Genomic DNA, 26,926 nt, shown 5'->3' with positions numbered 1-26,926 from the left:
AATAATGTAAGTACTTTAGGGGTTTTATAGACTTATGCTATAGATTCTGAAAATAAAATTTGCCATGAAAAAGCGCTTTTTGCCCCTATTGCTTATCGTATTTCTCATCTGTTATTCCTGTTGGGAAGATAATGATGATAATTTAACCCCTGCTTCTACCTCTTCCATTAACGATTTTATTTGGCGCGGGCTTAATTTCTTTTACCTCTATAAAGCCGATACCCCCGAACTGGCAGACGATGCTTTTGCTACCAATGACGAATACAATACATTTTTGAATGGTTTCGACACCCCTGAAAGCTTCTTTGACTATTTGAAATCGAACCAAGACCGTTTCAGTATTCTTGTAGACGATTACATTGCTTTAGAAAATGCACTGGGAGGAACTACCGAAACCAATGGAATGGAATTTGGATTGGTATTCTATCCGGATGGGAGCGGTAATGTTTTTGGATACGTACGCTATGTGCTACCCAATACCAGTGCTTCACAGGCCGGACTTGAACGGGGCATGATATTCAATAGAATTGACGGTACCCAGATTACCGAAAATAACTTCAACGATCTGTTATCCCCAAGTGGTTACACTATTGGATTGGCCACTTTCGATGGACAAACAGTTACGCCCACTAACGAAACCGTTGGATTGGTAAAAGAACAGTATACCGAAAATCCGGTACATATTGTACGCACCTTGGATATCAACGGACAAAAGATTGGGTATCTCATGTACAATGCCTTTACCAACGAGTTCGACCCCCAACTTAATAATGCTTTTGCACAGTTTCAAGCGGACGGGGTTACGGATTTGGTAATCGATCTTCGTTACAATGGCGGAGGATCTGTAGAAACCGCAGTAGATCTTGGTGCCATGGTAACTGGGCAGTTTAGCGGCGATGTATTTTATACCGAACAATGGAATGCCGATCGCCAGGCAGAATATGCGGGCGCAGGGTTATTTAACACCTCCATATCTACGGGAGATGCTATCAACAGCTTAAACTTAAACGAAGTGTACTTCTTAACGACCAGAAGATCGGCATCAGCCAGTGAATTGGTAATTAACGGACTGGATGCTCATATCAATACCGTAAAGGTGGGTGATACCACTACTGGTAAGTTTCAGGCCTCTTTCCTACTCTACGATGCTCCAGCACCTAATTTTAGCCGTACACAGGCCAATCCTAACCATACCTACGCCATGTTGCCTTTGGTCTTTAAAACGGCTAACAAGAATGGTGTAACCGATTTTGTGGATGGATTGCCCCCCGATGTTCTTGTAGAGGAGGATTATGCCAATTTGGGTCAATTGGGTGATCCCAATGAGCCTTTACTAGCAGCCGCCATAGCAGAAATTACAGGCGTTCCTGCACCTCGACCTAGAGCTTCCTTTGTTCCTTTGAAGACCGTATCTGAAAGTAAGGCCTTTTCGCCTGCCTATCAGATTATGTATGTAGACGGCAATAGATAGTGTTGGATTTTCCCTAAACTAAAAGAAGGGTTCCCTCAATACGGTTACCTCAACGATTAGTGAAATCTTAGGTTTGTGATCATAAAATTACAAGCCATGAAAAAATTACTATTCTTTGCACTATTCTTATTGACATGTAATGTTTTCTCCCAGAATCAGAATTTCTTAGAGAAGCCTTATTTGGAAACTTCGGCCACCTATACCACCGAGGTGATTCCCGACAGAATTTATTTGTCCATCACCATTTCAGAAAAAGATACCCGAGGAAAAATTTCGGTAGAGGAGTTAGAAACCCGAATGATGGTAAAGCTCAAAGCCATAGGAATTGATACCGATAAGCAATTATTCCTATCAGACCTTGACAGCGATTTTCGAAAGTATCTCCTTAGAAAGACGGACATCCTTAAAAACAAGTCCTATACCCTGTTGGTTTATGACGGCAAAACAGCGGGACAGGTAATGAGAGAATTGGAACTCATCAATATTTCTAACATTGGTCTCGAAAAATATGAATATTCGAAGTTCGAAGAACTGAAAATAGAATTAAGGGGAAAGGCAGTGAGTAAAGCAAAACGACAGGCTAATGCTATATTACAACCCTTACAACAAAAAACTGGAAAAGTATTATTCGCATCAGATATTGAAACTACAGATGTGCATCTTCAAACAGGCATTTTAGTGCGAGGAGCAAATAGTTATCGCTCCAGAGTGGCAAGAGGATATGGAATTAAAAATGAAACCTATATAGGATTCAAACAAATTAAGGTACAGGCCGAAGTTACGGTCTGTTTCGAGATCCTTTAAAAACTATTGTTTAGGAAATGCATTCTTATGCATCTGCTGTACGATATAGGAAATAAGGAATCCCAAGGTAAATGTGGTTCCCACTACGCAAAAGGTGAAAGCAATGGCAGCAGGGATAAGAAACAAAAAGGGCTCTTCTTTTACAGTGAGCAGCACGATCACGCAAAAGATCATCCAAATAATCGAATTCGTGGTTAGGGAATACCGCAACGCTGTCCATAACACAGGTATTCCCTTTACCACACTTTTGTATACCAAAACACCCCCAATCCAAAGAGCAACGAGAAACCCCACGGTCAATCCAATAGCGGCCTTGCCATAAACAGCTAGCATGGCCATGGTAAAGAGCCCTTCTCCTGAAATGAGTCCCGGAAGGAAAATCGTGGCCGCAATAGACAAGCCTCCAAAAGGTAGTCCGAAGAGGTAGGAAATAAAGATGCTTTTCGACTTCAATTTGCTCATAAAATCACTTTTCTAAAACTCATTACGATGTCGTCCTCTGGCATATTAACAGGGTTTGTAATGGGTTCGCAGGTCATTAAACCATAAATTAACCACGGAGAAAGATTGTATTGATAGGAAGCTGTTTTTGTGGTTAATCTATCCTCGGAAAGCTCAAGAATTTCGCTCTCCCATGTACTTTCCAGTTCGAAGAAAATAAGTTTGTTGTCTTCAATCCAATACGATTGCTCCCCATTGCAGCTATAGAAGGTTTCCCCTTCATAATACACCCTTATTCTTCCATCATTGCTAAACTCCATCACGGTTCCAACGCCTATTCTGGGACATGATGGTGGGTGATACGCATAGTATTGATCTGATGCTACAACTTCCCATTTCCCAATCAGAGCCTGACTCTTCAATAAATCTTCAGATACTTCAGTATCATTCGATTTACAGCCCAAAACAATTAGAAATAGTGCACTTATAACAATCCTCATATCTCAAAGATAGGAAGCCTTGCCCGTTACTTTTCACAAGAGATCGTTAATACCTCAATAAAAAACCCCAACCGAATGGTTGGGGGTATTTGCAAACAATTATGAATAAAACAGTTTAAAAACTTAAGTTCAGTCCAAACTGAAAATTCCTTCCACGGGTCTGGAAACGGTACAATTCTTCGTACTCCTCATCCAGAATATTACTCACACCAGCAAATACGCGAACGTTGTCGGTAAACTGACGACTGGCAGTGAAATTCAGCAATCCGAAACTTTCCAAGACCACGGTCTCACTTAAAAAAGTTTCCGAATTAAAGAAGCTATCATCCCTATCGCTGGTATATAAATAGCTAAGGTTGATAAAGGTTTTGTTATCAGGCGCATAACTTACTCTTGCGTTGGCTTTGTGCTCGGGGATTCGCAAGGCAAAACGATCATCGGCTTGGGTATTGGTATAATTGGCAGCAACCTTCAACCAATCCCCAAATTGTTTGGATACCTCTACTTCTACTCCACTGGTATCGAATTCGTCGGAAATGTTCTGATATTGGAAAACAAACAATTCCGGATCTACAGTTACGAAATCCACAAAATTGGTTTCGTTTCTTGTAAAGTACACTGCACTTACTCTAAAATCTTTTCCAGCGGTGAACTCTAATCCACCCTCTATCGTAGTGTTCTCTTCTGGCTCCAATTCCTCATTTCCATACAAAGGATCGTACAACTGGAACAAGGATGGAGTGATATAGGCTGTGCTATACGATCCCAAGACCTTTAAGTTATTGTTCCCAAAATCGAATCCATAAGACGGGTTTACATTATATACGATGTGCGTACCATAGTTGCTATGGTTGTTCAGTCGTGCCCCGGCATTTACCTGCAATCCAAAATCGGAAATGTAAGTAGCATTCACATACGGGTCGATGATATCGAACTTGGCGGTTTCTTCGTCTACATTCTGAATAAAATCGGTAGCCCCAAATGGAACGGAGAATGAATTGAACTTACTGAAGTTCCCATTTACCCCGGCCAAAACCGTTAATTCGGAAGTTACTTGGTAGCTAGCGTAGGCATCGAACGTACTGGTCTGTGCGTCTGACTTTGAAGGAAAGGAAGAAGCAAACTCGCGATCTATCCAACTATGGCTATCGTTAATAACCAAGCTCCCTTTGTTATATTTCCATCGGAAGGTTCCCCCTGTTCTGATTTGCTCGGTAGTTCCCAAATAATCAGCATCTGTATAACTGAAATCGTCGAATTCGGTCTCAAACTGATCGGATGCGAAGAATCGCTTAATGGTGATGGCATCAGTAATTTTGTAGCCCAAATCTACTTTGGTACTAAAACTGTTGAATATATCCGCTTCAAAAGCATCTTCTCCTTCGGGTGCAGCCACAGCCGAAAGTCCGTCCGTATAGCGATTACTGAAACTCGCATTATAGAGGAACTTACCTAAGGTACCATTTATGGTCGCATGATTCACAAACTGTCCCAGTTTACGTTCGTCGGCATCTGCCGGTGCATTGGTAGCAATACTTGTCGTAAAGTCTCCAGAGATTCCCTTTTCGGCTTCCTTTTTGGTGGTAATACTAATTACCGCTGTTGCGGCACCACTTCCATAGAGCACACTGGAAGCTCCTTTAATAATCTCGATGGATTCCACGGCAGTCGCGGGAACCAATCGTAGGTCGTAATCATTGGAAATTTGAGAAGGATCATTTAACTGAACCCCATCTACCATAATCACTACCTGTCGGTTACGTCCCCCACGTACAAAGTACCCGAGGTTTTGTCCGTCGTTACTTCGGCTTCCATTGATTTCGATTCCGGAAACTTCGTTTACGATTTGTGCAACACTTTTACCGGTTTGTTGTTTTAGGTCTTCTGCGGTGATGGAAACGACCACCTTACCACTGTTTTTTCGAGCTAATGGGACCTTGGTATCTATAAATACCGAGTCCAATTGCTCTACCTTTTGTGTTTCTTGTGCAACGATGAAGGAAGATGCACAAAGGGTCAATGCCCAGAATAGGTGTTTTTTCATTTTACATGATTAAAACGGAAAAAGATAGAAGTAAGTAGAGCTCACGCTCTTCCCTTACGTTCCCAAACCTTTATCCCGAAAGTTTGACAAAATGTGAAAACTGGCAGGTCTCCTGGCTCGCCTCTTGTGTATACCTTCCCATTCTTCCTAAGAACAGTGGTGTTGAAGTTGTACACTATCCATGACGGACGGCTTACAGTTGCGGGAACAGCTTTGGATTTGCACCAAATTCCCTTTTAAGAAAGTTTTCCTGTGGAGGAAAACCCTCACCAAAATTCGACGCGAAAATAAGGCGCGTATACGGTAGCACCAAATAAAAACTCCTATTTTTGGGCATGCGAAACCTAATCCTATTCATTTCATTAGCTCTTTTGGCAGTGGGTTGTAAGAAAACCAACGAGTCTGCCGAGCAAGAAACTACCCAACCCCAATACAAGACCGAGATTAAATATGCCCAAGGTTTTACGATAGAAAATCGTGACGGTTTTAAACATATAACCCTAACGAATCCGTGGCCGGGAGCAAATGCGAGCTTTCGCTATGTACTAAAAGATGCCAATACCGCTTTGGAAGGTGAAATCGAAGTTGACGCAGTCCTCGACGTTCCAATTGACAATTTGGTCGTGACCTCAACCACGCATATTCCCTCTCTGGAAATGCTTGGTGAAGCAGAGTCTTTGATAGGTTTCCCGAATTTAGATTATATCTCGTCCGAAAAAACCCGTGGATTGATTGCAGAAGGAAAGATAAAGGAGCTCGGAAAGAATGAAGACCTCAATACGGAAATGCTTATCGATATGAACCCAGATGTGGTAGTCACCTTCGCGGTAGAAGGTTCTAACAAAACCGTGGCGAACATAAAGAAAATGGGCATTCCTGTATTGTACAATAGCGATTGGACCGAAACCCATCCCTTGGGAAAGGCCGAATGGATCAAATTCTTTGGAGCGCTTTATAATAAAGAAAAAGAAGCAGATAGTATTTTCAATGAAATAGAGCAGAATTACAATCAAGCGAAGGCATTGGCCTCACAAACCACTACCCGACCTACGGTATTGAGTGGTGCTATGTTTAAGGATATTTGGCATCTCCCACAAGGAGATAGTTGGGCCGCCCGATTTATTGAAGATGCCGGAGGGGAGTATCTCTGGAAAGACAGCGAAGGAACAGGGAGTATTTCCTTAAACCTAGAATCCGTTTTGGAAAAGGGACAACATGCCGAATTCTGGATCGGTCCAGGAAGCTTTTCCAGCTTTTCACAACTACAAGAAGCACATACCGTATATACCGAGTTTGATGCTTTTAAAAACCAACAGGTGTATAGTTTTACTACCAAAAAAGGAGAAACGGGCGGAGTTCTATACTATGAGTTGGCTCCTAACCGACCCGATATCGTACTAAAAGACATCATTAAAATATTGCATCCAGAGGTCATCCCCGATCACGAATTATACTTTTTTTCTTTGCTTGAAGAATGAAATCACCACGATCGTATAGCCGAATATTTATTCTCCTAGCACTTTTGCTGGTGGTCATTTTCTTTCTCAATGTGAGTCTCGGTTCGGTCACCATCCCCTTTTCTGAAGTTTTCAACGCATTGACGGGTGGAGAAGTTTCCAAATCGTCTTGGCAATATATTATTACAGACTATAGATTGCCCAAAGCGCTTACGGCCGTATTGGTAGGAAGTGGATTGGCCATTTCGGGCTTGCTCATGCAAACTTTGTTTCGTAATCCATTGGCAGGACCCTTTGTTTTGGGGCTTAGTAGTGGAGCCAGTTTAGGTGTGGCAGTCCTCATTTTGGGTGCCGGTGTTTTTGGAGGTGTTTTGGGTACATGGCTTACCAGTTCTTGGAGTTTGGTCATTGCTTCCGCCCTTGGGAGTTTTCTGGTGTTATTGGCGGTACTGGCAGTAACCCTACGTGTAAAAGACACCATGGCCATTCTTATTATCGGATTGATGTTTGGGAGTGTGACTGCGGCCGTAGTGGCTGTTTTGTCCTATTTCAGTAGTGCTGAAAAGCTGCAACAGTATGTGTTTTGGTCCTTCGGAAGTTTGGGGAATCAGTCGTGGGGTGGCATTGGTATTTTAAGCCTTTGCACTATAGTAGGTATCATCATTGCTTTTATTTCGAGTAAATCCCTAAATGCTTTGCTCTTGGGTGAAAATTATGCGCGAAGTCTTGGGGTCCGTATGAAAAGAACCACATTGGTCATTATCATTACCACCAGTATTTTAGCAGGAGCTATTACGGCCTTTGCCGGTCCTATTGCCTTCATTGGTTTGGCGGTACCGCATATTACAAGACAGTGGATTACCAGTTCAGATCACCGTATTTTAATTCCGGCCGTGTTGCTCTTCGGAAGTATCATTATGCTCGTTTGTGATGCCGTAGCACAGCTCCCCTTTTCTGAATATACCTTACCCATTAATGCCATCACCTCGCTCATTGGAGCGCCCGTAGTCATTTGGCTCTTGGTAAGAAAACGTAAATTGTTCTTCTAATGGCTTCAGAAAAAGAACATATCGTATTAGAGGCTAAAGCGCTTGCCATTGGCTATACTTCCAAAAAACAAAGGAGCGTGATTGCTGAAGGGATTCAGTTTCAATTTTCTGAAGGAGAATTGGTCGGTCTTGTTGGAGCCAACGGTATTGGTAAATCTACGCTATTGCGAACATTAAGTGGGATGCAAAAGGCCCTAGACGGTGACGTTTCCATTTTGAAAAGACCCCTTAGCTCCTTCCCTCCCGCAGCATTAGCAACGCAGTTAAGTGTCGTATTGACCGAAGCTCCTAGCTCCAAAAACCTGTCGGTCACCGAATTTATTTCCTTGGGACGACAACCGCATACCAATTGGTTGGGGCGATTGAGCGAAAAGGATCGAGAAATGATCCTTTGGGCCATGGAACAGACAGATACACTAGAAATACGGGAAAGAAAGTGCTTCGAATTGAGCGATGGGCAAATGCAACGGGTCGCTATTGCCAGGGCTTTGGCACAGGACACTCCATTGATCATTCTGGACGAGCCTACTACGCACTTGGACTTATATCACCGTGCTTATATTTTAAAGCTCCTGAAGCGCCTCGCCAACGACACCCAAAAGACCATCCTTTTCTCCACGCACGAGATCGATTTGGCCATTCAGCTATCCGATAAGATGATTGTGATGACGACCGATTCCATCGTTGTTGACGAACCTTGTAATCTGATTTCGCAGGGTCACTTCACCGACCTGTTCCCTAAGGATTCCATCTTTTTCGATGAGGAAACGGGAAGTTTTAGGGTGAAATAAGTTTAAAAAGCTGCCAGTACCGAATACGCCATTCCCTATTATCTTCAGAACGTTCTATAATTCGGACAACACTTCCATCGGATTGAGGAATCCACGTTTGTCTTGAGTAGAACTTCTTTCCCTTATAACTAAACTCTTTAAAGAAATACAATCTGCCATCCACATTTTGACTATCCCATAACTGAGCATTGAGGTCGTCCACATAGAAAAGCTTCCACCGATTGGTTTCCTTATCAAAGGCTCGGGTAACGTTCGCATCAACGTATTCGCCATCCCCAATGAAAATCTTCCAATTTTCTGTAAAAGCATTCATGCCTTCCAGCTTTCGTACTATAAAACTGTCTTTTTCAGGGATGGTGTCGTTATTATAAATGGTGATTTCTGATTCCCATTTGCCATTTTTCCAAAAATCGAAATGATCTGCAGATTGGGAATAGACCAGAAAAGTGGATAGAAAGAGTGTCCAAAAGGAAAGCGCTCGCATAACGATTAAGTAATTGGTTGTAAATTAATAACGCCCCCAAACTGAATTTTGTTACAGTTACTCCTAGTATTTAACGCTAACAATTTTCGTGTAGTTCGGAATTCGACTGGGGTACCCTTGCTATTTAATCCATTACCCTTCCTGCCATGGAGATCGTATTCAAAACGCAATGGGCGATGATTAAGGGCCATAAGTTTCTGCCAAACTTCACATAAGCTATTCCCATAACTAATCCTATAATGCCTACCGTAACAGATCTTTCCGATAGATCATAAGAATGCCTAAAGCCAAAAATCATAGCCTGGGCAAGGACAGCTATGACAGTGGCAAAAGTGGTTGAAGAAAACAACCGTTCAAACCACGTAATTAAAAAGCCTCTATCTAGCAATTCTTCCAACGTGGATTGTATTAACACAAAAGGGATAATGGTAAAAAAGTGAATCCAATTCCCCTTTAAATCCCCAAACTTTGAAGCTGCGTTTTCGGATGACATATCTGGCGCCAACGTAAAGGGCAAAAAGTCTTGAGTGATCTTAAAAATCATAATACCCACTGGGATTGCAGCTAAAATCCCAACTGTGACCAAGAAGGTCTTCAAGAGGTTTTCGGGTTTTCGAAGTCCAAGATCCTTCCACGAAATGTTTCGTACTTTCATTCTCCACATGGCCACGATTAAAGTTGATGATGACCACATAAGGCCATTGGCGATAAAGTGTAGATCCTCGAAATATACTTCCCGTATGAGGAACATTACAGATAGGTAAATGATTAGATCGAGTAAGAAGCCTTTTTGGTTGGCTGTGGAGGATTCGTTGGTTAAGTTCATATTGTTAGTTTGATGGTCTAGTTAGACGGCATGAATGCAAGCCCCGTTACAATTTTTCTTTGTTCTTTATACTTCTTTTGTCTGGTGCTAAAAATCGCGTACAAAACTAACGCTGCTAATAAGTCCCTTCTCCACTTTATAAATTGAAATATACTTGGTTTCCTCGCCATCGTTGGTTACAATTTCATGATTGATAACATAAGGGCCATTATCCATTTGATTTACAATTTCCACAGACACCAATTTGTTTTCGAAATCGGATTTAAAAATGGATGCTAATCTATCCGAACCTCTTCCCATTAGCTTATCCGGGTAGGTGTAAATCTCCACGTTGGTGTTGTAGAGTTTTATGAACGCATCGTAATTGTGTTCATTAAAGTAGTTCATCCTTTTATTTACTACTTCTACGGGTGTTAGACTAGAATAATTTTGTGCAACCTCTGAATTGTTATTGCCCCTTGAACCGTCTTTGCAGGCTATTATTAATAATAGTAGTACCCCAAAAATTGCTATTTTCTTCATATGGATCTTATTTAGTTCTTAGGAAAGTTTTTATCGTTTTTAACTTCATTAATCTGTGCAATATGGCGATGGGTATGCGCGGCCATATACAGGAATAGTTGAAAGGTGTCTACTGTTCCAAAATTCACATAATGATTCCTTAAATCGTCTTCTGTGGTTTGTATATAATACACATGCTTTTCCATTTTCTTCTTATAGGCATTTATGGTTGCCGTGTGATCACCATATATCTTATTAGGCTCGTAATCTTCATCAGTTTTGGTTTTATCGGTCCTGTCTTGTACATAAGCCATTAATTCTTCATCCGAATACTTCACATCCTTACGTCTTTCTGGATTGGCGGGAAGCTCGAGGGATTCTTCAAGTATTTCAAAAACTTCATCTACAAAAAGGGTGATGTGTTCGGTGCATTCTGCAATGGACCAAGATGCTTCGTCACTTTTAAAATGAAGCTGGGCATCGCTTAAGCCTTCAATAGCCGTTAATAGTTGGTTTTTGGAGGTATTTAATTGGGAAATGGCGTAGTCTCGCTCCTTTTTAGACAACACACTATTATCGCTGGAACATTGAATGAATAACACAAAGATGAATAGCATTAAAAGTTTTCTCATGGAAGTTTTATCTAATTTTTAATCATTCGTTTTGTCAAGCCCTTTTGCAAAAAGTAGCTTTCAAGTTCTTTAGATTCGCCCACCTGCGCATGATGCAATAGCGTTAGGCCATGTGGTCCTCTTGCAAAAAGTAATTCTGGATAGGTTTCAATAATTGATTTCACCAAATCTGTCATGCTCAGCATTGTAAAAGCGAAAATATTGGGTCTGGCTCCCTGTGTCATAAGGTAGTTCGCAATCTCCTTGTTGCCCATATGTATAGCTCCTTCTATGGCTTGTTCGTAATCGCCATTTCCCCAATCGTAAGCGGCGTTAATGAGATTAGGATGTTCGTTAAGCATCTCTTTAACCAATTTCAAATCCGAATGGCCCGAGATTACGAACTCTTTTATAAGGCCAATGTCTAATTGATCAGGCTCGCTTTTGGCACTATTGGATTGTTCATTTTTTGATGTGGAAAGAAAATAGGTTGGCACAGCGATGGCCGTTCCTAAACCTAAAAGTGAACCGAAAATGAATTTTTGTCTATTCATACCGAACATTGATTCTTTGCTCAATATTCAGAAATAAGAGACTAAAACACTTAAAAAAACATGTTCCTGTTAACGAAAAAAAGGAATTACGCTTTTCTATACGCTGAAGGAGTTGTACCTGTTTTTTTCTTGAAGGCTAAATTGAAAGAAGTAACATTACCAAAGCCCGATTCGTAGGCTATGGTGGCAATTTTTTCATTCTTGTAGGTGGAATCTTTTAAAAGCACTTGGGCTTTTTCTATTCGATGCTGATTGACAAAATCATAAAAATTCTGATTCGCATTCTCATTTATCGCTTGAGAAACCTCTCGTGGTTTTACATTCAACTTTTTCGCAATGGTTTCGAGGGTTACCTTCTCGTTTAGGTAGACGTCTTCATCTTCAAACAACATTTTAATTTGATGGTACAGCCTTTGCGAACTTTTTTTATCCAGTTGAGAGCTACCGTATTTCTGTAACTGCAAGCGATGCTGATGCAAAAAGAGATAGCTAAAGGCGTAGATTAATAAGGAATAGAAGATCGGACCTCTGATGTAGTAATACGTGAAATCCAATAGGTTTCCAACGTAATGAATCCAAATGAGTGTGGCGCCAATCAAAATTTTCAGGTACCAATTATAAAGGCTTCTGTTTACCTTCGATTTGTTCTTGTATAGGTATCTCCAAGAGGCAATTAGGTAGAACAACAAATGAAACACTGCAATGCCATAGTTCCAGAAGGACTCAAAGTTTCCACTTCTAGGAACAAAAGGGATAAAAAAGAGAAATAGAACAAAGGGTACAAAATGTAAGTATGCCCTTGGTCGAATGGTTTTGCTTTTTTCAAAAAGAGCGATCCCATACAACCATAAGGCAGGAGAGGCAATGAGGATTCCCGATATACCTATGTTGTTTTGCCAATTTTCCAGTGACACATAATAATTCAATACAGATTTACCAATTCTAATGGTTAATCCCAATAAGAATAGCCCCAGGAAAAAGTGTTTTTTACCGTGTCCATTTTTAAGACTGAAAACATAAAAACTTAAGAACAGTCCTTGTGCCAAGCCAATGGATGCAAGAATTAAGATGAGACCAGTTGTTAACATTAAGTGATTTGAACTTTACAGGTTCATGTATTGATTGTAAAAATCAATATTTCTTAGCCAAAATACTTTAAAGAACATGTTTATTTAAATATAATGACCTCTAATTGATTCCCATGAGTACCAAAAAAACAAATTTCTAAGCTTTAGCTTGAAGAATTATCCCATAAAGGATAGAATCACGAATTGTAGTCTATCTCCAGTAATTATTCGCTTGGGCAATAGTGGCAAACTCGGCCGCAATGACATGGGCAATGGAAATGAGCATATCGGCGTCATTGGCATAATCCGGACGCAATTTCTCTCGTACTGTAGCATCGGGCTGGGTCACTTTAATGGACAAGCGTGCCATTTTAATGGCCAAGGCACGTCCCGCTTCCGGGGAATAGGTAAGTAATGAATTTCCAGGGATGAGTTCTATGGAATCGGACATAATGTTGAATTTTGATGTTTTCAAAAGTAGTCCCTGGTCCTTTCCAAAACAGTAACATATGTCACACTAGAGTATTTTTATTTTGCGACCTTCCTGAATGGCCTTTCCATCGGCCGCGAGTTTACGCATTAATCGGGAAATGACCTCCCTAGAGGTTCCCAAATCGTCCGCAATGTCCTGATGGGATATTTTCAATACATCCGATTGTTCCCTTTCGGATTTGTTCTGAAGATAATTGAGCAATCGACTTTCTAGGTTATGACAAACGATCTGTTTGGTAGTGTGCAATAGATCTTCGTAATGTTTTTGATAATCTTTGAGCACCATATTGCAAAAGGAAGGATATTTCGTAAGCCACAAACGTACTTTATCCATAGGAAGCAACAAGAGTTCACTATCGAGTTCGGCAATGGCAGAAAATTCGGAAGGGCCTTCGTTTAGGATATGGGCAAAACTAAAAATACAGGTCTCTCCCGAAGCGATATAGTATAATAGAAACTGAATCGCATCTTCCTGATTGAATACCTTCACATTACCACTCAACACCATGGGCAAAAACCGAATGTACTGCCCTTGCCTAACAATATATTCCCCAGCAGCAAAGCTTTTAATAGAAGCCGACGCCTCCATCTCTTCGAGCAAGCTTCGTTCTAAAAGGGGAAAACACTGGGCAAGGAATTGGGTTTTCATTATTTGGTATTACTATCTGTTCTGACTAATTTTCCCTCATCGACATAATATTCGTTAACAGAATTCCCAACTCCCATTTTAGTGGTAAATCCAAGGAGTTCCCCTTCCTGCAAACAAACATTAGTAACCTTTACTGTATTGTAACCCACGTAACTTACTTCGAAATCATAACAAGATGCACTCACTTTAAGCTTGTAAGCCCCATTTAGGCGAGAATACTCTTCATATATGGAATCCGTTTTAATATCGCGGGCCGTAATTATTGCAAATGCCATGGGCTCGTTTTCTGAATCCGAAGACGTAAAAGTTTTATAGAAGACATCTCCATAGAGAATTGCCGAGGTGGCATCATTAATTCTAGATGGTTGCAATTCGGTAATTTCACTATCAATTTGGTCAATCCCTTGCCATGTGGAATCAACAAGGAAAACCAGTTTACTTTCATCATAGTTCGTTCCTAATTCAGGAGCAGCCAATCCTCCGCATACAGCGACCCTTTTCGAACACCCAGTAATGCTTAAAACTATTCCAATTGAAATAGCGCAAATAATTCTCGTACTCCTATATCTGAATCTTCGTCTCATTCCCTCCTAAACAACATGGCATTTCCATTATCGGGATCGCCAAAACCAAAAATTAGTTTGTGTGGTGATTTATTGTACATGATTCCGGGCACAAGGACTTCGTCGGGTAATCCTTCCAAAAGAATGCCCCAAGTCGTTTCCAATTTATCCCCTCCTTTATCCACAGTTCCTCGTTCTGTAAAGGTCCAATTTCCATCATGGCTTATCAATCCGAGAAATTCATGGGGACCTTCCCTATTAAATCTTGGAAGGTTCATCACTTTATAGGTGCCATTGGAGTGAATCCGAATTTCGGGCGTTACGACTTCCTGTGTTTCAGCATTTTTAAAGTCAGTCATATCATGATCCACTGTCTGTTTCTCCAGAAAATACCGTCCCACCATGTCTACCGTACTGGGCTTTTTAGTGTTGTAATCCTTGGCATAAGGATCGTATTGACAACCATAGAAAATGACGAAAAGTAAGAGAAAAAGAGCGGTTTTTATTTGGGCGGTACTACGCATAAGTTATTCTTTTACCAAAGCTATGATACGAAGCGGCGCTCCACTCCCTCCTTTTATTTTCATGGGTAGCGCAATGACTTCAAATCCTTGGGAAGGTAATCCTTCTAAGTTTGTTAGATTTTCGAAAGCGGGAATGTTTTCAGAAAGCAATATGACATGGCTTTCAAAATTCTGCGATTGGCCATAATCGATACTGGGAGTATCCAAACCAATAGCATTGATGTTTCGGTTCTTTACCAACCAATCGGCCGCAGCAGGCGATAGTCCTGGAAAGTGCAGTAATTTCACGGCCTCCTCCCCTCGCTGATCAGTGCCCAAATACTTCAGCTTATCGGGATAAAATTTAGAGTATCCGGTGTACAGCAAAACAATACTTCCATCGGGAATGGTGGTTTGCTCTTTGGTTTCCCAATTGGTAAAATCCTCAATGCTCACTTCATAATCCGGATTATTGGAAGCTCTGGCAGAGACATCAATTTTAATGGCATCACCGATTAATTTTTCCAATGGTATTTCATTCACGGCTTGCCTTCCTTCCGCAAAGTGGATGGGTGCATCAATGTGGGTCCCTCCATGTTCGGCTGTGGTAAAGTTGTTGGCAGAATAGTAATATCCCTTTTCGGTATGACCCTCAAAAACGGTATCGAGTTCGAATTCCTTGGCAGTCACCCAGTAGATAGTCTCTCGCGAATATTCATGGGAGAGGTCAACGATTTTTGGCTGTATTTCTTTGGTCGAGGTATCTTCTTCCGTTGACTCCGTTTGTTCCTTACAACCTATAAAGAGTAGCGAAAGCATCAATAAAGAGCCAAAAAGGTAGGTTGGTCTTGTTTTCATATTAGGTCATTTTGCTATAGTCCTAAAATTACTAAATATCCACTTACTTATTTCTTGAAAGATTGTTTTAGTAATAGCTGCCCCAGTAATTCGGAAACCACCCATTCCTCGGCTATTCTGTCTTCTTCGAAACGGCTCACTATCATTTCATTCCATACGATCTTCTTATTCGATGCTGGAATCCCCATCATGTTCTCGGTATGGGTTCCTTCTAATGTACGTAGCCATGCGATTGTGTCCTCTTTTTCTACTAACACCTTTATAATCGTCACCTTGATATCCGGAATGGATTTTCGGATCAGTTTGGAAAATTGCTCTAGAAAATTATGCCCTTTATAGTCTTTGCCTTCGGCATGAGCTACGTAATTTGCCGTAAAGGCCTTACGCACTACGTCTACGTCCCCTAACTCCATAAGATGCCGGGCGATGTATCGAATTTGGTCTTCTTTAGAGGTCATCATTTTGGTTTTTCTGAATGAGGTTACTGAAGGAATTAATTGTTAAAAAGTATATATCCATTCAGTGAACTGGCCAATACTAACCACAAAAAATAGGGTAGTAAAAGGTACGAATAGGATTTAAATTTTCGTCCATACGAAAATAGCATATACCCTACTACGATGGCCAATGATGCGATGACCACAAATCCTAACTGGGTATTTTGGTAGAAGAAGAAAACGGGGCTCCAGGCTACGTTTAGAAACCACTGCACAACAAACAGGGTTGCCAAGCGCTTTCTATTTGAAACCATGCCCCAGCCATAAGCCATATAGATAGAAAAACAAATCATAATGGTAGACCAGGCAGCTCCAAATACCCATCCTGGGGGTGTCCATGGAGCTTTATTTAGATTGATGTACCAATCGCCGGGAACACCTATACCGGTGAAGTAACTACTAATTCCCAAGGCAGCAAAGTTGACAATGAGAAATGCAATAATTCTATATATCATGTGATGGTTCGGATAAAATGATTCGGTATGATTTTGGGTCCGAAAAAGAACAAATAAATATACGCATTAATGCAAGGACAAGAAGGTGTTAAAAAGAGAATCTTTTTCCCTTAGGGAATGGTACCATAAAAAGATCAAAAAAGATCGCCTATGTATGGAATATCCAAAAAGGGCATGTACTCCTGCCAACCCAAGAAAAAGGAAAAGAGGACATGGATAAGGGGTGCGGACAGGAAGCTAAGTACTAAATAAAATACGGTTTGTCTTGTTCTCATTTTAAGGACTACGGGAGGTAACAGGACGGTCATGAGCATGGGAACGGGATAATATACCCACCAAGGTAGTCCCCATTGCGCCCCGTATTTACCAAATAACATTCCTACGACCACAACAAATAAGGACAGAATGATAATGATGCTACTTTGCCTTTGGAATGCTAACTTACCAATAACTAAAGCAATAATTACGAAAAATAAGAGCAAGGAGGCTAGGATCATTATGGGAAAATGCCAAACGGTGCTTAATGGTTCCATATAAGGTGAATTTTATCCCTAACTGGTTGTGTTATCTATTAAGACGCAAAAATCATAGAAAAGGTTGTTTCAACTAAAAAAGGCACGCCTTAAAGCATGCCCTCATTCCTTTGTAAAAGGGTTGTCAATTAACTTTCTTCTTCCCCTACGGCTTCTCCTTGCGTCGTTACCGATCCTGTACTGGCATTACCATATACAGGTGTTTCATTTCTTAGAATATCGATAACGCGGGCAAAGTTTTCGGATGTCATATAAGGGGTTTCTTCTCGTTTCCCCTGAAATGTGGTGAAGTAAAATTTACCTAGGTCAATTTTTGGGTCCCAAAGGGCTTGGTACCCGCTTAATTTGGTCCAACCTGTGGTCCCTTGAGCATAATGTGGCATAACTATTAATTTTAAATGTTTGTTAAATCAAAATTAACTGATAATCAGCATTTTAAACATAGTTATAACCTCCAGATTATGCCCGTATTTTGCCTTGGGTTTTTAAGGGGTTACCTCCAATGGAAATAACCCCTGCTTTCAAAAAGGTTCTGATAGCAGGGCTCGAACCTACGTCCTCCCGGAACCGGAGCCGGGCGCTCTACCGCTGAGCTATATCAGAATTAGATGGGTGCAGGGCTCGAACCTGCGTCTGCCCGGGTAAGAGCCGGGTATTCTACCACTGAATTAACCCATCCTTGCTTAATACTACGTATATATTTTAGCTTTTTTACCGGAGTAAAATTTATGCTTCTTCAATACGGTGGCCAAATACGCATTAGCCACTTGTACGCCATGCACCAACTCTGGTGTTGGCGTAAATTTCTCTACACCATGTGTTCGTGGGGCTATCCAGCCCGACTTTTCGGGATCCAAGCTCACTTTTCGACAGCTGGCAATGACCATCTGCTTATTACATGTAGCTTGTCCTTTAAACACTTCCCAAGGTAATGGTAAATCATTCCAAACCGCTGTGTTTGGATCTAAACCTCCACCCGAGAAATGGTGCCAGGAAGCTACATCTGCCGCCATTAATCGCATCACTTTTCCAAAACACAAATCGTCGAGAATAAAATCCATACCCATGGCATAGATAAGATTCATCCAATGATCCCTTGCTTTATTCCAAGCACCGGCGGTGTTGTTCCAGGTAGTGGAATCGTTACCTCGTCTAACGATCATGGTAGCGCGATTCATAGAACTACTGCTCCAAACCTCACCCAACAATTCGGCAATTTCCTGAAGAATAGTCGTCCATTTTCCCAAAAGCCAGCCCTTCTGAACTTCACTTAAGTGATCTAATACCTCCTTAGAAGTATAGATATGGGATATGGCGAACCAATTGGTTTTTCCTTCAGCAACTCCACTCCTTTTACCTCTCATCTTCTTTAAGAAAGAAGCATCTTGTCGTTGGCATCTTTTGAATAACATATCACTGATCTCATCATAGGCCCTAGCCTGACTCTTATTCGTGAATACACTTCTTAGGTTACATCTCGCATTAAAGTACGCTATAAAACAAGCAGTGTTCTTGTCTTTTTTGAATTCTTCAAAATCCAAGCGGTGTACAATACCGTGCTTAGCGATCATTTGAAATTCAACTTTCTTTTGTTCCCGTTGAAACTTAAGAAGTTTGTTTTCCAAACGCTTAATAAGCCGCCATTTTTTGTTGTAATTCCTTTTGGAAATATCCATTCCTTTGGCCTCCCGCTCATACTTATTTAAACGATCGGCAACAAAGTTGTTTCGACCATATTCCTTATGAATAAGCGGAGAAACTTTCCTTAAAAAGTTCTCTATGTCGGGTGCGTGGTTTCCATTGATATTCTCAACAGATTCCAATTCGAAAATTTCGATGGCCTTGTTTATTTGCTTATTAGCACCAACTGCCCTTGAGAATTCCTGCAACATAGACGTATACCCAAATACGTAACGCTTTAGGGAACCCTTAGCTGCTCGTTCCAAAATTCTCCTTTCAGAGTTGGATAGTTGACCACTCAATACCTCGAGAATCATTTCGGCTACATCTTCAGGTCTTTTTCGTTCCTGCAAACTTTTGTATAATGCTGCAAAGTCGGTCATGATTAATTCATTTATTGTTTACAGGGACAAGATTATAGCAGTTCTACGCAATCTATTTGCGTAGTCAAATTTTCATTATATAAACTGAGAATTACAGACTCAACCGAAGTGTCTCCTTTGAAGTGGTTAGCGACATAATGGTATTGGTACGCACAACCCCGGGAATGGTTTTTATTTTCTCTCCCAATACCCGCTCTAAAGCCTTGGTATTTCGTACCCTGATTTTTAGTAGATAGGAATATTCGCCCGTGATGAAATGACATTCCTGTACTTCATCTACCTCGTTAATCGTCTTTGCAAAATTGGCTTCTTCGGCCGGGACAGGCATCAATACTTGTACAAATGCGCAGATGTCGAAACCCAGCAGATCAGGATCGGGAATGTAGACATTATCTCTAAGTATCCCTGAGTTGACCATCTTCTTGATACGCTCTTTTACAGCCGTGATAGACAGGCCCACTTGTTCCCCAATTTCTGCATATGAGAGCTTCCCATTGGTCTGAACCAAACGAATGATTTCCGAGTCTTTAGAATCTACCATACAGTAAAAATAACCAAATATTGTTAATTATTTAGCATATTATGCATAAAAAATATAAATTTAATGCATTAATTTCATCATTCCCATGAGGCTTCTATTTTTCTTTGTAGGCGTATTCCTTTCTTTTTGGACTTGTTCCGCTCAGGTGTCCCCTACCCAACTTTTAGCAGATATCGATCAGTTAGAGGAACTTATCGAAACGAAACACATTCGGCCCTATCGCTTGGTTTCGAAAAAGAAGTTAGCGTCTGTTATACAAGAGGCCAAAGACTATATAGGAGCCAAAGAAGCCTGCGATGAAACTTGTTATGTAGCATTACTAAAGATAGTTGCCGCACTTCGCGACGGGCATTCGGTCGTTAGAACCAGTTCCCGGGAAAAGCTCTTCGGATTTATGCCCCTCACCGTTACTTGGTTTAAGGAAGGGCTCTACGTAACCCGAGTACCCGACTCCCGAACCGATCTGCTAGGAAGCCGATTAGAAGCGATTAATGATGTACCTATTGACGAAGTATTGGACAAAATAAGAACTGTATTGCCTCACGGAAACGATTCCCGATTTAAGAAATTTGCCTACGCCTACCTCCGAATGCCTGGATTACTATACGGTCTAGGAATTACCAATGATGCCGACCGAGCTTCCTTTACCCTTTCGAAAAACAATAAAACGGTCAATGCCGTTTTCGAAAACATGACCGATGAAGCCTACGAGCAAACGACCTTTGTTCACTTTGATGATCTTGCCGAGAAAATTCCCATCTATCGAAAGAACTACGACGACTACTATTGGTTTCGGTATGACGCCGATCTAAAAATATTCTATTGCAACTACAAAAGAGTGGGCACCATGGAGAAAGAACGGGTTTCCCAATTTGCAAACCGTATGTGGGGGCAAGTCGATTCCTTGGAGGTAGATAAATTCGTATTCGATATTCGGAATAATGGTGGTGGACAATTCGCCAGAAGCATGGCCTTTATTCAGGGGATATTGGATCGACCTAAGATCAATGCGCCTGGAAAACTTTTTATTATATCCGGTTACGATACCTTTTCGGCAGCTTTGGACCTGCTAAGAAAACTGGAGGTAAAAAGCAATGCCACCATCATTGGGGAACCTCCAGGGGATTATGCGGCTTCTTCGGGAGATCCGAAATCCTATACCTTGGAAAATACCGGTATTGAAGTACAGCTCTCCAGTGTTTTTCATCCTTCAGTCTTTCCAAATGACATGCGCCCTAAAATTCCCATGGATCAATTCATTGAAATTTCTTGGGAGGAATATTCGAAGGGTGAAGATGCGGCCTATCACTACATCGTTAACTATAATACCCAAATTCCTGAAAAGGCTTCCTCAGACAAGTACACGGACTATTTGGGACGTTATCATTATGATGAAGATCGACACCTCATCCTGGAGTCCAAAAACGGTCATTTACAACTCGAAATCTCTGAATCTCTTACCACCCCGATATACACAGGCACTGACGGCTCATTAACTACTGAAGTAAAAGGATTGAGTGTGCAATTGGGAAATGGGGTAACTGTACTTCGTCTTCCTGATGGGACTGCGCAAAGCTTCCACAAAACTGAAGACGAAAAGGCAGCCATAGAATATCTTTACGAGGGTAACATTGAAAAAGCTGGAAAACTGTATCGCGACATCAAATCCAACAACCCCAAAAGCCGAACCCTTCGGGATGGTGCTTTTTCTAACCATGCGTTGTTTGCCTATTTTAAGAAGCGTAGTGAAGACCGTACAAAAGCCTCTGAAATTGCTAAAGGAATTCTCAAATTAGGTATCGAACTAAACGAGGGGGACGCACCTTTTTGTGAGTTTGCACTTAGGTTTTATTAGACGGTTTTCTGTGGACAGTTGGCAGTAGCAGTTGGCAAGTTTATGGGTTACGGGTTCAAGGTTTGCGGGTTTCCAATTCGGCATTTTGGACTCCGAGTGGGCAGTGTACAGTTCTCAGTTGACAGTAGCAGTAGGCAGGTAATTCCCCGAAAGGACACTGAGTGATCCAAAGGTTTGCTTGCAAACCGAAGGATTAAGTGTCTGTGAGCTGTTTGCTTTTAATACCCCATGACAATATTATTTACACGTGTAAAAATTATTACCAATATACCATCTAAACAAATCAACGCATAAACAATTGAACATCAAATCATTTTCCGAAACGTAAGACTCATCCGTCCATTTTCGGTGTCTGACTTCGGAATTGCATGCTGCCATTCGTCCTGTACTTCATTCGTCATATAGATTAACGAACCAGAAGGCAGATCATAGTCTTCGATGATTTCCCTATTTTCAATATTCCGGAAGCGAAGGGTTCTTGTTTCGCCTATGGAAACAATGGCCACGCCAGTGCCTTCGTGTAAAATATCGGTCTGATCGGAATGAAACCCCATCTTGGATTTCCCATCCAAATAATAATTAATAAGACAATTGTTGGGTCTAAACTTGAGGGTGGCCTCGATGGCATCAATGATCATATTCAATTCATCTGTGAACTCCTGAAAGGGATAGCTCATTTGGGAATAGTTATAGGCTTTCCCGTAGCTAGCTGTCTTTCGGGCCGACATGCGCTCGTCCCAAGCTACATTGGTTTTCAATGTATTGAATAAGTCCTGTGGACTATCGATAAAATCTTCTATAAAGGTAATTCCGTTCATACCCTGAATACTACTTTAAAACATTATTTGATCCGCTTCGCAAAGCAAACGATCCTGTTTATTTCCTTAAAACCAACATGTTTATGAAGGGCGATACTGGCTTCGTTTCCTATTTCGGCATCGGAAGCTATTTCCGTGCAATTCATTTGCTTTCCCCACTGCTCTGCTTGTTGCATCAATAGTTCCGCATATCCCTTACGCCTGTACTCTGGTTCTATATAAATACCTTCTAAATAACAAACCGGTTTGGTCGTAGTGCCTTCTACATAATCATTCCGTAGGGAGACGTGGACGAACCCCGCATCTTTATCTGCCACCTTTAAAAGAAAGGCACTTTTTCCAACATCTTCGATGGCCTTAGCAAAATAATCCAGTTCTTCCTGCAATGAGCTATCTGGCCATAGCGTAAATGCAAGTTCGGCAATCACTTTCAAATTGTCCGATGATAATTCGTTAATCGAGTGCATACTATTCCAAAATAATCTCAACCCTACGGTTCCATTCATAATTCGACTTTGGGTTCATCACACAGCCTCTTGGCCTTGATTCAGCCCATCCCATCGTTTTAATATCCTCAAGGGGTACTCCAAATTGTACAAGAAGATGCTTCACCTTTTCTGCTACTTCTTCGGAGAGAATAAAATTGTCTTTCATATATCCTCTACTGTCCGTATGCGCTTCTACACTAACAGTTTCATAATCTGAGTTTAAGATCTCTTCTGCTATTTCCTGGAAAAGCTCTTTATCATTTTTCAACTTCCCGGTATGGTAATGAAAGTCGATCTCCTCTGCCAAGGAATCTAATTTGGTTTCGAACTGCATTCTCTGGGCATTCGTCGTCGAAAAAATAAGCAGACATAGTATTATCGCAAAGCTTCTCATTGTTGAAATTTAAACATTACACAAAATCACTTTCCTTGCTTCCGGAAATAAGTTCCTGATACATTTCGTAGGCACTGCGTTCTACCCAACATTCTGCCAATCTGCCATCTCTAATCGTCCAAATGGCAATGCCCGTGAAGGATATGAATCGATCGTCTGCCGCCAAACCAAAAAGTCCATTGTTTCTTCCTGAACATACCCAACGGGAAACAACCTTGTCCTGACTTTCGTTGTAAAAAAGATCTACACTTTCCGTTTTGGCATCTAACAATTGCTTGTGGAACTCTCCTACCCATTTTTTGAATTCAGAACGGCCTTCCACTACTTTTCCGGCAGTAGTGATTCGGTAGTCTTCTGCCATTAATTCGTCTATGGCATCCAACTCATGGGGACTGTGCCATACTCGATCAAAAAAGGACAACACGAGCCTTTCTGGTAGTTTCTTTTCAGTCATATTATTTCTTTTTCTTGGCGGCCGCTTTCTTGGCAATTTCGAAGGATTTACCTGCCCATTCGGCCAAAAGGGTTCTGTCTTCCAAAACCTCTTGAGGAACCTCCCAATAAGGCATGCCCTTCTTCTTTTTTTCTGAATAATAGGGCTTCATCCCATTTTCTTCATATTCCTTCTGATTGGTCTCATCTACCTTTAACCGAAAAATATCACTTCCAATCTTCCCAAACATAAGGCCTTCCCGGAAAATCCCAATACCACCAAACATTCGCTTCATGTCCACAGGTCCAAATTCAGAAAGTTGGTCCTCTACAAACTTCGCATACTCTTCACTTACGGCCATTTCCTTGTTTATTGTTAATTCTGCAGGGCAGTAATCTTGTCGGCTACGGTACCCCGTTCTCCAAATCTAATGATTCTGAAGATGAATCGCTCAATACGACCTGGTTTAACAATGGATTGCCCCAACTTGGCTATTTTCTTATCCCGTTTGGCGATCATTTCGTTTAAGGTAGTCCCAGCATCCCGAAACACCAATTCGTTGGCAAAGAGCCATGCACCTTCCCTAGCAATGTTCATACTGAAGTTGATCAGAAAATTATCCACTTTCTTGGTCACTTTCAGAATCCAAAGGAGAAAAGGCCATATTTCCGAAAGGTCCTTTTCCACCTCACCAACCAAGGCGCCCAGAATATCATTGATCTTGTTGAAATCCCCCTGCAAACTATGAATGGTTTGGGTATCTGTAATCTCTGCAGCGGCGATTCCCAAATCCAGATTGATATGGGCATTCATCCCTGCTAACAAATGCTGAAGCACAATCAATTTGCTGTTTTCGGAAGCTTCGAAGGCCACTTGCCAAGATTCGGTAATCTCTGTTCCTGCTTTATAGCCTGTGTAAGCAGCTAGATACCGATTGGCGAAGGTAACATCGAGCAATTCCATCCTCGCATCATCATCGAAAAAGTGTTGCCCTATTTTGTCCTTTACTTGCTGGGTTACCTTGCGATACAGGGCAGCAAAATAGCCTAAGGTACTTTGTTCCTCTTTGGAGGTCTCAATAATCTCATCTAAAAATCCAAGGACTTCGTCTATGGTAGTGGCGGTCATGGTCAGTTTAAAATTTGGTTCGTTGAATATGGTATGTAATGAATGTTCTTATTTCAAAAACATACAAACTGGGGAGCACTCAAAGTTAGCTAAAACTTGAGTATAACGATGACCGCCTTATTAATTATTTTCAGTCACAGGGCTAATCCACCACAGTAAATTGAAGAGGTAATCTATAGGATGTAGGAACGGCTGTTCCATCCTGTTGACCCGGCTTTAGCTGGGGGAGCTTTCCAACAGACAGTATGGCGTTTTCGTTCATTTCTTCTGGGCCGCCATTGGCTGTAATGTTTACTACTTTTCCGTCGGAATCTATAACAAACTCAATAGCTATTCTTATGGTACCCGATATTCCTAGATCATTCGCCAATTCAGTATTGAATTTACGTTGCAAGTGTTGTTGGATGAACAATGAGGTACATTTTTTCTTTTTACCTGTATCCCATTTCGATTTACAGCCGGGTGCCAAGGGTGGATCCTGAATAATAGCATATGGAACAATTAGATTTTCATCAATTTCCCTCTGAATCAATACTACATCGGTATCAGTCAGTCCTGCTTGTTTCTTTTTCTTTGATTTAACCATTTTGGGATCACGGGGGGTGTCGTTGCTTATTTTTTCAACTTGCAATCCCATCATGGGAAGCATAAAATAGGTTTTACCCTCCTGTTCCTGAACCGTAATGTGCATGGTAGAAAATCCTTCTTCTTCCGTTCCAATAAGGACTTGCGACTTTTGAATGATCCAGTTCTCTCCATTCAGAAAAAACAATTCCTTAAATCTTTCATCGGCCTTTTCGCTAAGCTTTATTTCAAAAACCCTATCTCCCCTAAAATTGAATTTGGCTCCTGTAAATGCATCCTTCATCATAGTGACAGCTTCCTTTTCTTTTACTTGATCTGGAACATAAACGCTTAGTACGTTCCATTCGCCCATGATTTCAAGCTCATCAAGATTTTGGGCATGCGCCAAAAGGCCCGTAAATAAGGTAGCCCATAGTAGAACTTTTAATTTCATATAGTTGTTTGTGTTAAGTAGTACCGCTAATAAGTGTCATGGCAGAAAGAAATGTTACCCTTATTTCCGAAACTCCCATTCCTCGAAATACTTAATGAAAATTTTAGCAATGTTTCTGGCATCGTCGATGCCGCGGTGATGCGTGCCTTCCAAGTTCATTTTCTCATGAAGTAATGCATTCTTCATCCCTATGGCACGCCTCAATTTTTTAAACTTGCCATATTGATGTTTCAAACTGATATGCTTCTCTACCCAATCGGCATTAAGACCATGAATTTCACAGTCGCTCTCCAACTGTTTTTTGTCGTAAAAACCCCATGAACAAAGCACGTACTCCTCATCATTGTTAAACCATTTTTTGAATTTTTCTATGGCTTCTCCAAAGTAGGGAGCATTGTCTACATCACTTTGGGTTATCGAAGTAAGATCTTTGCAAAAATCACTTAATACGGGGTGCTTAAGAGGTCGTACGAATTGTTCGAACTCGGAAATGATTTCTTTTCTATCATTGACCAAAACGGCGCCAATCTCAATGGTTTCATTCTGGCTCTTGTCCCATCCTTCCCAACAAGTGGCTTCTAGGTCGAATATTATATAGTTCATGTTTCTTTTCTTCTTTCAGTTTCCAAAATTATATTACCCCTCATATCTCGATGTTCTTCTTTTCAATAAAAACTCTTCCCAACCTAATAATTATAAGAATCAGTGCCACTACAGCCATAAACCAAGCCGTATTATAAACTCCGAAGTAAAAATCATCAATAGGAACGAATTGGGAAAATTGGGTGCCTAGCACAATGCAAATTAAAATAACTCGAATTAGGGTCTTAAGTTTTCCTGGTGCAGTCAGCATTTCGTAAAACCCAATGGCAACTACAAATAGAAATAATGTGTCTCCCAAAAAGTATCGATTAATCAATCCATCCAATGCAGGATTGGCTTTACCCCATTCAACATAATAGTGATAGTCTATGATCGAAAGGATCAGTTGGACTGTAATTACAACAATAGAAAAAATTGGTCTATATATCTTCAAAA

The 26,926-nt window shown here is 41.0% G+C and carries 35 protein-coding genes, 2 tRNA genes and 1 riboswitch; of the genes, 6 read left to right on the top strand and 31 right to left on the bottom strand.

What is annotated here, in order from left to right; genetic code table 11:
- Window positions 1-64: 64 nt before the first annotated feature.
- Window positions 65-1,471: a S41 family peptidase gene (locus POV27_RS06495; protein ID WP_272861932.1), complete on the top strand. Its 1,407-nt coding sequence runs from the start codon at window positions 65-67 to the stop codon at window positions 1,469-1,471.
- Window positions 1,472-1,567: 96 nt separating this feature from the next.
- Window positions 1,568-2,275, top strand: a complete 708-nt coding sequence (locus POV27_RS06490) for an SIMPL domain-containing protein (RefSeq protein ID WP_272861931.1) — start codon at window positions 1,568-1,570, stop codon at window positions 2,273-2,275.
- 3 nt (window positions 2,276-2,278) lie between these two features.
- On the opposite strand, the gene POV27_RS06485 is transcribed toward POV27_RS06490, so the two are convergent.
- The 3 genes from POV27_RS06485 to POV27_RS06475 form a co-directional block, all read right to left on the bottom strand.
- On the bottom strand, window positions 2,279-2,737 hold the full coding sequence (locus POV27_RS06485; protein ID WP_272861930.1) for a hypothetical protein: 459 nt from the start codon (window positions 2,735-2,737) through the stop codon (window positions 2,279-2,281).
- Window positions 2,734-3,216: a hypothetical protein gene (locus POV27_RS06480; RefSeq protein ID WP_272861929.1), complete on the bottom strand. Its 483-nt coding sequence runs from the start codon at window positions 3,214-3,216 to the stop codon at window positions 2,734-2,736. Before POV27_RS06480 ends, POV27_RS06485 begins: the two co-directional genes overlap by 4 nt.
- A 115-nt stretch (window positions 3,217-3,331) precedes the next feature.
- On the bottom strand, window positions 3,332-5,260 hold the full coding sequence (locus POV27_RS06475; RefSeq protein WP_272861928.1) for a TonB-dependent receptor plug domain-containing protein: 1,929 nt from the start codon (window positions 5,258-5,260) through the stop codon (window positions 3,332-3,334).
- A gap of 85 nt (window positions 5,261-5,345) precedes the next feature.
- Window positions 5,346-5,550: riboswitch (cobalamin riboswitch) on the bottom strand.
- A gap of 45 nt (window positions 5,551-5,595) precedes the next feature.
- On the opposite strand from POV27_RS06475, the gene POV27_RS06470 reads away from it, so the two are divergent.
- Genes POV27_RS06470 through POV27_RS06460 form a run of 3 tightly spaced genes read left to right on the top strand, consistent with a single transcriptional unit; the run spans window position 5,596 to window position 8,557 of the window.
- Complete coding sequence (locus POV27_RS06470; RefSeq protein ID WP_272861927.1) at window positions 5,596-6,738, top strand: ABC transporter substrate-binding protein; 1,143 nt, start codon at window positions 5,596-5,598, stop codon at window positions 6,736-6,738.
- The gene (locus POV27_RS06465) at window positions 6,735-7,766 is read left to right on the top strand and encodes a FecCD family ABC transporter permease (RefSeq protein ID WP_272861926.1); all 1,032 of its coding nucleotides are present in this window, start codon (window positions 6,735-6,737) and stop codon (window positions 7,764-7,766) included. The genes POV27_RS06470 and POV27_RS06465 overlap by 4 nt, the downstream gene beginning before the upstream one ends.
- A complete protein-coding gene (locus POV27_RS06460; RefSeq protein ID WP_272861925.1) occupies window positions 7,766-8,557 on the top strand; it encodes an ABC transporter ATP-binding protein in 792 nt (263 codons plus the stop codon). Before POV27_RS06465 ends, POV27_RS06460 begins: the two co-directional genes overlap by 1 nt.
- Here POV27_RS06460 and POV27_RS06455 read toward each other — a convergent pair.
- The 19 genes from POV27_RS06455 to POV27_RS06365 all read right to left on the bottom strand — a co-directional run bounded on the left by POV27_RS06455 (window position 8,544) and on the right by POV27_RS06365 (window position 19,754).
- Window positions 8,544-9,041, bottom strand: coding sequence for a hypothetical protein (locus POV27_RS06455; protein WP_272861924.1), 498 nt, complete (start codon window positions 9,039-9,041; stop codon window positions 8,544-8,546). The two genes, POV27_RS06460 and POV27_RS06455, sit on opposite strands and share 14 nt — an antisense overlap.
- A 124-nt stretch (window positions 9,042-9,165) precedes the next feature.
- Window positions 9,166-9,867: a CPBP family intramembrane glutamic endopeptidase gene (locus POV27_RS06450; RefSeq protein ID WP_272861923.1), complete on the bottom strand. Its 702-nt coding sequence runs from the start codon at window positions 9,865-9,867 to the stop codon at window positions 9,166-9,168.
- A gap of 87 nt (window positions 9,868-9,954) precedes the next feature.
- On the bottom strand, window positions 9,955-10,389 hold the full coding sequence (locus POV27_RS06445; protein ID WP_272861922.1) for a nuclear transport factor 2 family protein: 435 nt from the start codon (window positions 10,387-10,389) through the stop codon (window positions 9,955-9,957).
- An 11-nt stretch (window positions 10,390-10,400) separates the two neighbouring features.
- Window positions 10,401-11,000, bottom strand: coding sequence for a DinB family protein (locus POV27_RS06440; RefSeq protein ID WP_272861921.1), 600 nt, complete (start codon window positions 10,998-11,000; stop codon window positions 10,401-10,403).
- Between the two features lie 11 nt (window positions 11,001-11,011).
- A complete protein-coding gene (locus POV27_RS06435; protein WP_272861920.1) occupies window positions 11,012-11,533 on the bottom strand; it encodes a hypothetical protein in 522 nt (173 codons plus the stop codon).
- A gap of 86 nt (window positions 11,534-11,619) precedes the next feature.
- Window positions 11,620-12,621: a helix-turn-helix domain-containing protein gene (locus POV27_RS06430; RefSeq protein WP_272861919.1), complete on the bottom strand. Its 1,002-nt coding sequence runs from the start codon at window positions 12,619-12,621 to the stop codon at window positions 11,620-11,622.
- A 190-nt stretch (window positions 12,622-12,811) separates the two neighbouring features.
- The gene (locus POV27_RS06425; RefSeq protein ID WP_272861918.1) at window positions 12,812-13,051 is read right to left on the bottom strand and encodes a hexameric tyrosine-coordinated heme protein; all 240 of its coding nucleotides are present in this window, start codon (window positions 13,049-13,051) and stop codon (window positions 12,812-12,814) included.
- Window positions 13,052-13,117: 66 nt separating this feature from the next.
- The gene (locus POV27_RS06420; protein ID WP_272861917.1) at window positions 13,118-13,741 is read right to left on the bottom strand and encodes a Crp/Fnr family transcriptional regulator; all 624 of its coding nucleotides are present in this window, start codon (window positions 13,739-13,741) and stop codon (window positions 13,118-13,120) included.
- Window positions 13,741-14,217 carry a carboxypeptidase-like regulatory domain-containing protein gene (locus POV27_RS06415; RefSeq protein ID WP_272861916.1) on the bottom strand — a complete coding sequence of 159 codons (477 nt, stop codon included), beginning with the start codon at window positions 14,215-14,217 and terminating at the stop codon, window positions 13,741-13,743. Before POV27_RS06415 ends, POV27_RS06420 begins: the two co-directional genes overlap by 1 nt.
- A gap of 104 nt (window positions 14,218-14,321) precedes the next feature.
- Complete coding sequence (locus tag POV27_RS06410; RefSeq protein WP_272861915.1) at window positions 14,322-14,828, bottom strand: hypothetical protein; 507 nt, start codon at window positions 14,826-14,828, stop codon at window positions 14,322-14,324.
- 3 nt (window positions 14,829-14,831) lie between these two features.
- Window positions 14,832-15,665 (bottom strand): cyclase family protein, encoded by an 834-nt coding sequence (locus POV27_RS06405; RefSeq protein ID WP_272861914.1) that lies wholly within the window; start codon window positions 15,663-15,665, stop codon window positions 14,832-14,834.
- Between the two features lie 47 nt (window positions 15,666-15,712).
- Entirely contained in the window at window positions 15,713-16,126 is a 414-nt protein-coding gene (locus POV27_RS06400; protein WP_272861913.1) for an ester cyclase, read from the bottom strand.
- 32 nt (window positions 16,127-16,158) lie between these two features.
- Complete coding sequence (locus POV27_RS06395; RefSeq protein WP_272861912.1) at window positions 16,159-16,617, bottom strand: TspO/MBR family protein; 459 nt, start codon at window positions 16,615-16,617, stop codon at window positions 16,159-16,161.
- Between the two features lie 134 nt (window positions 16,618-16,751).
- On the bottom strand, window positions 16,752-17,150 hold the full coding sequence (locus POV27_RS06390) for a hypothetical protein (RefSeq protein ID WP_272861911.1): 399 nt from the start codon (window positions 17,148-17,150) through the stop codon (window positions 16,752-16,754).
- Window positions 17,151-17,278: 128 nt separating this feature from the next.
- Entirely contained in the window at window positions 17,279-17,533 is a 255-nt protein-coding gene (locus POV27_RS06385) for a hypothetical protein (protein ID WP_272861910.1), read from the bottom strand.
- A gap of 147 nt (window positions 17,534-17,680) precedes the next feature.
- Window positions 17,681-17,753 (bottom strand) — tRNA-Arg (locus POV27_RS06380).
- Window positions 17,754-17,756: 3 nt separating this feature from the next.
- A tRNA-Lys gene (locus tag POV27_RS06375) sits at window positions 17,757-17,828 on the bottom strand.
- A gap of 11 nt (window positions 17,829-17,839) precedes the next feature.
- A complete protein-coding gene (locus tag POV27_RS06370; protein ID WP_272861909.1) occupies window positions 17,840-19,213 on the bottom strand; it encodes a hypothetical protein in 1,374 nt (457 codons plus the stop codon).
- Window positions 19,214-19,304: 91 nt separating this feature from the next.
- The gene (locus POV27_RS06365; protein WP_272861908.1) at window positions 19,305-19,754 is read right to left on the bottom strand and encodes an Lrp/AsnC family transcriptional regulator; all 450 of its coding nucleotides are present in this window, start codon (window positions 19,752-19,754) and stop codon (window positions 19,305-19,307) included.
- 85 nt (window positions 19,755-19,839) lie between these two features.
- On the opposite strand from POV27_RS06365, the gene POV27_RS06360 reads away from it, so the two are divergent.
- Window positions 19,840-21,609 carry a hypothetical protein gene (locus tag POV27_RS06360; RefSeq protein WP_272861907.1) on the top strand — a complete coding sequence of 590 codons (1,770 nt, stop codon included), beginning with the start codon at window positions 19,840-19,842 and terminating at the stop codon, window positions 21,607-21,609.
- A gap of 305 nt (window positions 21,610-21,914) precedes the next feature.
- Here POV27_RS06360 and POV27_RS06355 read toward each other — a convergent pair whose 3' ends face one another.
- The 9 genes from POV27_RS06355 to POV27_RS06315 all read right to left on the bottom strand — a co-directional run bounded on the left by POV27_RS06355 (window position 21,915) and on the right by POV27_RS06315 (window position 26,924).
- A complete protein-coding gene (locus POV27_RS06355; protein WP_272861906.1) occupies window positions 21,915-22,427 on the bottom strand; it encodes an alpha-ketoglutarate-dependent dioxygenase AlkB in 513 nt (170 codons plus the stop codon).
- A 23-nt stretch (window positions 22,428-22,450) separates the two neighbouring features.
- Window positions 22,451-22,894, bottom strand: a complete 444-nt coding sequence (aac(6'), locus tag POV27_RS06350; protein ID WP_272861905.1) for an aminoglycoside 6'-N-acetyltransferase — start codon at window positions 22,892-22,894, stop codon at window positions 22,451-22,453.
- 1 nt (window position 22,895) lies between these two features.
- Complete coding sequence (locus POV27_RS06345) at window positions 22,896-23,249, bottom strand: OmpA family protein (protein WP_272861904.1); 354 nt, start codon at window positions 23,247-23,249, stop codon at window positions 22,896-22,898.
- A gap of 76 nt (window positions 23,250-23,325) precedes the next feature.
- Window positions 23,326-23,763: an ester cyclase gene (locus POV27_RS06340; protein ID WP_272861903.1), complete on the bottom strand. Its 438-nt coding sequence runs from the start codon at window positions 23,761-23,763 to the stop codon at window positions 23,326-23,328.
- Window position 23,764: 1 nt separating this feature from the next.
- Complete coding sequence (locus tag POV27_RS06335) at window positions 23,765-24,103, bottom strand: TfoX/Sxy family protein (RefSeq protein ID WP_272861902.1); 339 nt, start codon at window positions 24,101-24,103, stop codon at window positions 23,765-23,767.
- Between the two features lie 14 nt (window positions 24,104-24,117).
- The gene (locus POV27_RS06330; RefSeq protein WP_272861901.1) at window positions 24,118-24,870 is read right to left on the bottom strand and encodes a DUF5995 family protein; all 753 of its coding nucleotides are present in this window, start codon (window positions 24,868-24,870) and stop codon (window positions 24,118-24,120) included.
- Between the two features lie 142 nt (window positions 24,871-25,012).
- On the bottom strand, window positions 25,013-25,888 hold the full coding sequence (locus POV27_RS06325; RefSeq protein ID WP_272861900.1) for an energy transducer TonB: 876 nt from the start codon (window positions 25,886-25,888) through the stop codon (window positions 25,013-25,015).
- A gap of 60 nt (window positions 25,889-25,948) precedes the next feature.
- Complete coding sequence (locus tag POV27_RS06320; protein WP_272861899.1) at window positions 25,949-26,491, bottom strand: 3'-5' exonuclease; 543 nt, start codon at window positions 26,489-26,491, stop codon at window positions 25,949-25,951.
- A 40-nt stretch (window positions 26,492-26,531) separates the two neighbouring features.
- A complete protein-coding gene (locus POV27_RS06315) occupies window positions 26,532-26,924 on the bottom strand; it encodes a hypothetical protein (protein ID WP_272861898.1) in 393 nt (130 codons plus the stop codon).
- Between the last annotated feature and the right edge of the window lie 2 nt (window positions 26,925-26,926).

The organism is Aureisphaera galaxeae (assembly GCF_028561275.1).
In the GTDB taxonomy this organism is placed as follows: domain Bacteria; phylum Bacteroidota; class Bacteroidia; order Flavobacteriales; family Flavobacteriaceae; genus Aureisphaera; species Aureisphaera galaxeae.
Note: the sequence above shows the minus strand (reverse complement) of the source record. Positions and strands in the feature narration are given on the sequence as shown.

Coding starts and splice junctions, on each gene's coding strand:
- POV27_RS06495 (WP_272861932.1), top strand. CDS start 65: ATGAAAAAGCGCTTTTTGCCCCTATTGCTTATCGTATTTCTCATCTGT.
- POV27_RS06490 (WP_272861931.1), top strand. CDS start 1,568: ATGAAAAAATTACTATTCTTTGCACTATTCTTATTGACATGTAATGTT.
- POV27_RS06485 (WP_272861930.1), bottom strand. CDS start 2,737: ATGAGCAAATTGAAGTCGAAAAGCATCTTTATTTCCTACCTCTTCGGA.
- POV27_RS06480 (WP_272861929.1), bottom strand. CDS start 3,216: ATGAGGATTGTTATAAGTGCACTATTTCTAATTGTTTTGGGCTGTAAA.
- POV27_RS06475 (WP_272861928.1), bottom strand. CDS start 5,260: ATGAAAAAACACCTATTCTGGGCATTGACCCTTTGTGCATCTTCCTTC.
- POV27_RS06470 (WP_272861927.1), top strand. CDS start 5,596: ATGCGAAACCTAATCCTATTCATTTCATTAGCTCTTTTGGCAGTGGGT.
- POV27_RS06465 (WP_272861926.1), top strand. CDS start 6,735: ATGAAATCACCACGATCGTATAGCCGAATATTTATTCTCCTAGCACTT.
- POV27_RS06460 (WP_272861925.1), top strand. CDS start 7,766: ATGGCTTCAGAAAAAGAACATATCGTATTAGAGGCTAAAGCGCTTGCC.
- POV27_RS06455 (WP_272861924.1), bottom strand. CDS start 9,041: ATGCGAGCGCTTTCCTTTTGGACACTCTTTCTATCCACTTTTCTGGTC.
- POV27_RS06450 (WP_272861923.1), bottom strand. CDS start 9,867: ATGAACTTAACCAACGAATCCTCCACAGCCAACCAAAAAGGCTTCTTA.
- POV27_RS06445 (WP_272861922.1), bottom strand. CDS start 10,389: ATGAAGAAAATAGCAATTTTTGGGGTACTACTATTATTAATAATAGCC.
- POV27_RS06440 (WP_272861921.1), bottom strand. CDS start 11,000: ATGAGAAAACTTTTAATGCTATTCATCTTTGTGTTATTCATTCAATGT.
- POV27_RS06435 (WP_272861920.1), bottom strand. CDS start 11,533: ATGAATAGACAAAAATTCATTTTCGGTTCACTTTTAGGTTTAGGAACG.
- POV27_RS06430 (WP_272861919.1), bottom strand. CDS start 12,621: ATGTTAACAACTGGTCTCATCTTAATTCTTGCATCCATTGGCTTGGCA.
- POV27_RS06425 (WP_272861918.1), bottom strand. CDS start 13,051: ATGTCCGATTCCATAGAACTCATCCCTGGAAATTCATTACTTACCTAT.
- POV27_RS06420 (WP_272861917.1), bottom strand. CDS start 13,741: ATGAAAACCCAATTCCTTGCCCAGTGTTTTCCCCTTTTAGAACGAAGC.
- POV27_RS06410 (WP_272861915.1), bottom strand. CDS start 14,828: ATGCGTAGTACCGCCCAAATAAAAACCGCTCTTTTTCTCTTACTTTTC.
- POV27_RS06405 (WP_272861914.1), bottom strand. CDS start 15,665: ATGAAAACAAGACCAACCTACCTTTTTGGCTCTTTATTGATGCTTTCG.
- POV27_RS06400 (WP_272861913.1), bottom strand. CDS start 16,126: ATGATGACCTCTAAAGAAGACCAAATTCGATACATCGCCCGGCATCTT.
- POV27_RS06395 (WP_272861912.1), bottom strand. CDS start 16,617: ATGATATATAGAATTATTGCATTTCTCATTGTCAACTTTGCTGCCTTG.
- POV27_RS06390 (WP_272861911.1), bottom strand. CDS start 17,150: ATGGAACCATTAAGCACCGTTTGGCATTTTCCCATAATGATCCTAGCC.
- POV27_RS06385 (WP_272861910.1), bottom strand. CDS start 17,533: ATGCCACATTATGCTCAAGGGACCACAGGTTGGACCAAATTAAGCGGG.
- POV27_RS06370 (WP_272861909.1), bottom strand. CDS start 19,213: ATGACCGACTTTGCAGCATTATACAAAAGTTTGCAGGAACGAAAAAGA.
- POV27_RS06365 (WP_272861908.1), bottom strand. CDS start 19,754: ATGGTAGATTCTAAAGACTCGGAAATCATTCGTTTGGTTCAGACCAAT.
- POV27_RS06360 (WP_272861907.1), top strand. CDS start 19,840: ATGAGGCTTCTATTTTTCTTTGTAGGCGTATTCCTTTCTTTTTGGACT.
- POV27_RS06355 (WP_272861906.1), bottom strand. CDS start 22,427: ATGAACGGAATTACCTTTATAGAAGATTTTATCGATAGTCCACAGGAC.
- POV27_RS06345 (WP_272861904.1), bottom strand. CDS start 23,249: ATGCAGTTCGAAACCAAATTAGATTCCTTGGCAGAGGAGATCGACTTT.
- POV27_RS06340 (WP_272861903.1), bottom strand. CDS start 23,763: ATGACTGAAAAGAAACTACCAGAAAGGCTCGTGTTGTCCTTTTTTGAT.
- POV27_RS06335 (WP_272861902.1), bottom strand. CDS start 24,103: ATGGCCGTAAGTGAAGAGTATGCGAAGTTTGTAGAGGACCAACTTTCT.
- POV27_RS06330 (WP_272861901.1), bottom strand. CDS start 24,870: ATGACCGCCACTACCATAGACGAAGTCCTTGGATTTTTAGATGAGATT.
- POV27_RS06325 (WP_272861900.1), bottom strand. CDS start 25,888: ATGAAATTAAAAGTTCTACTATGGGCTACCTTATTTACGGGCCTTTTG.
- POV27_RS06320 (WP_272861899.1), bottom strand. CDS start 26,491: ATGAACTATATAATATTCGACCTAGAAGCCACTTGTTGGGAAGGATGG.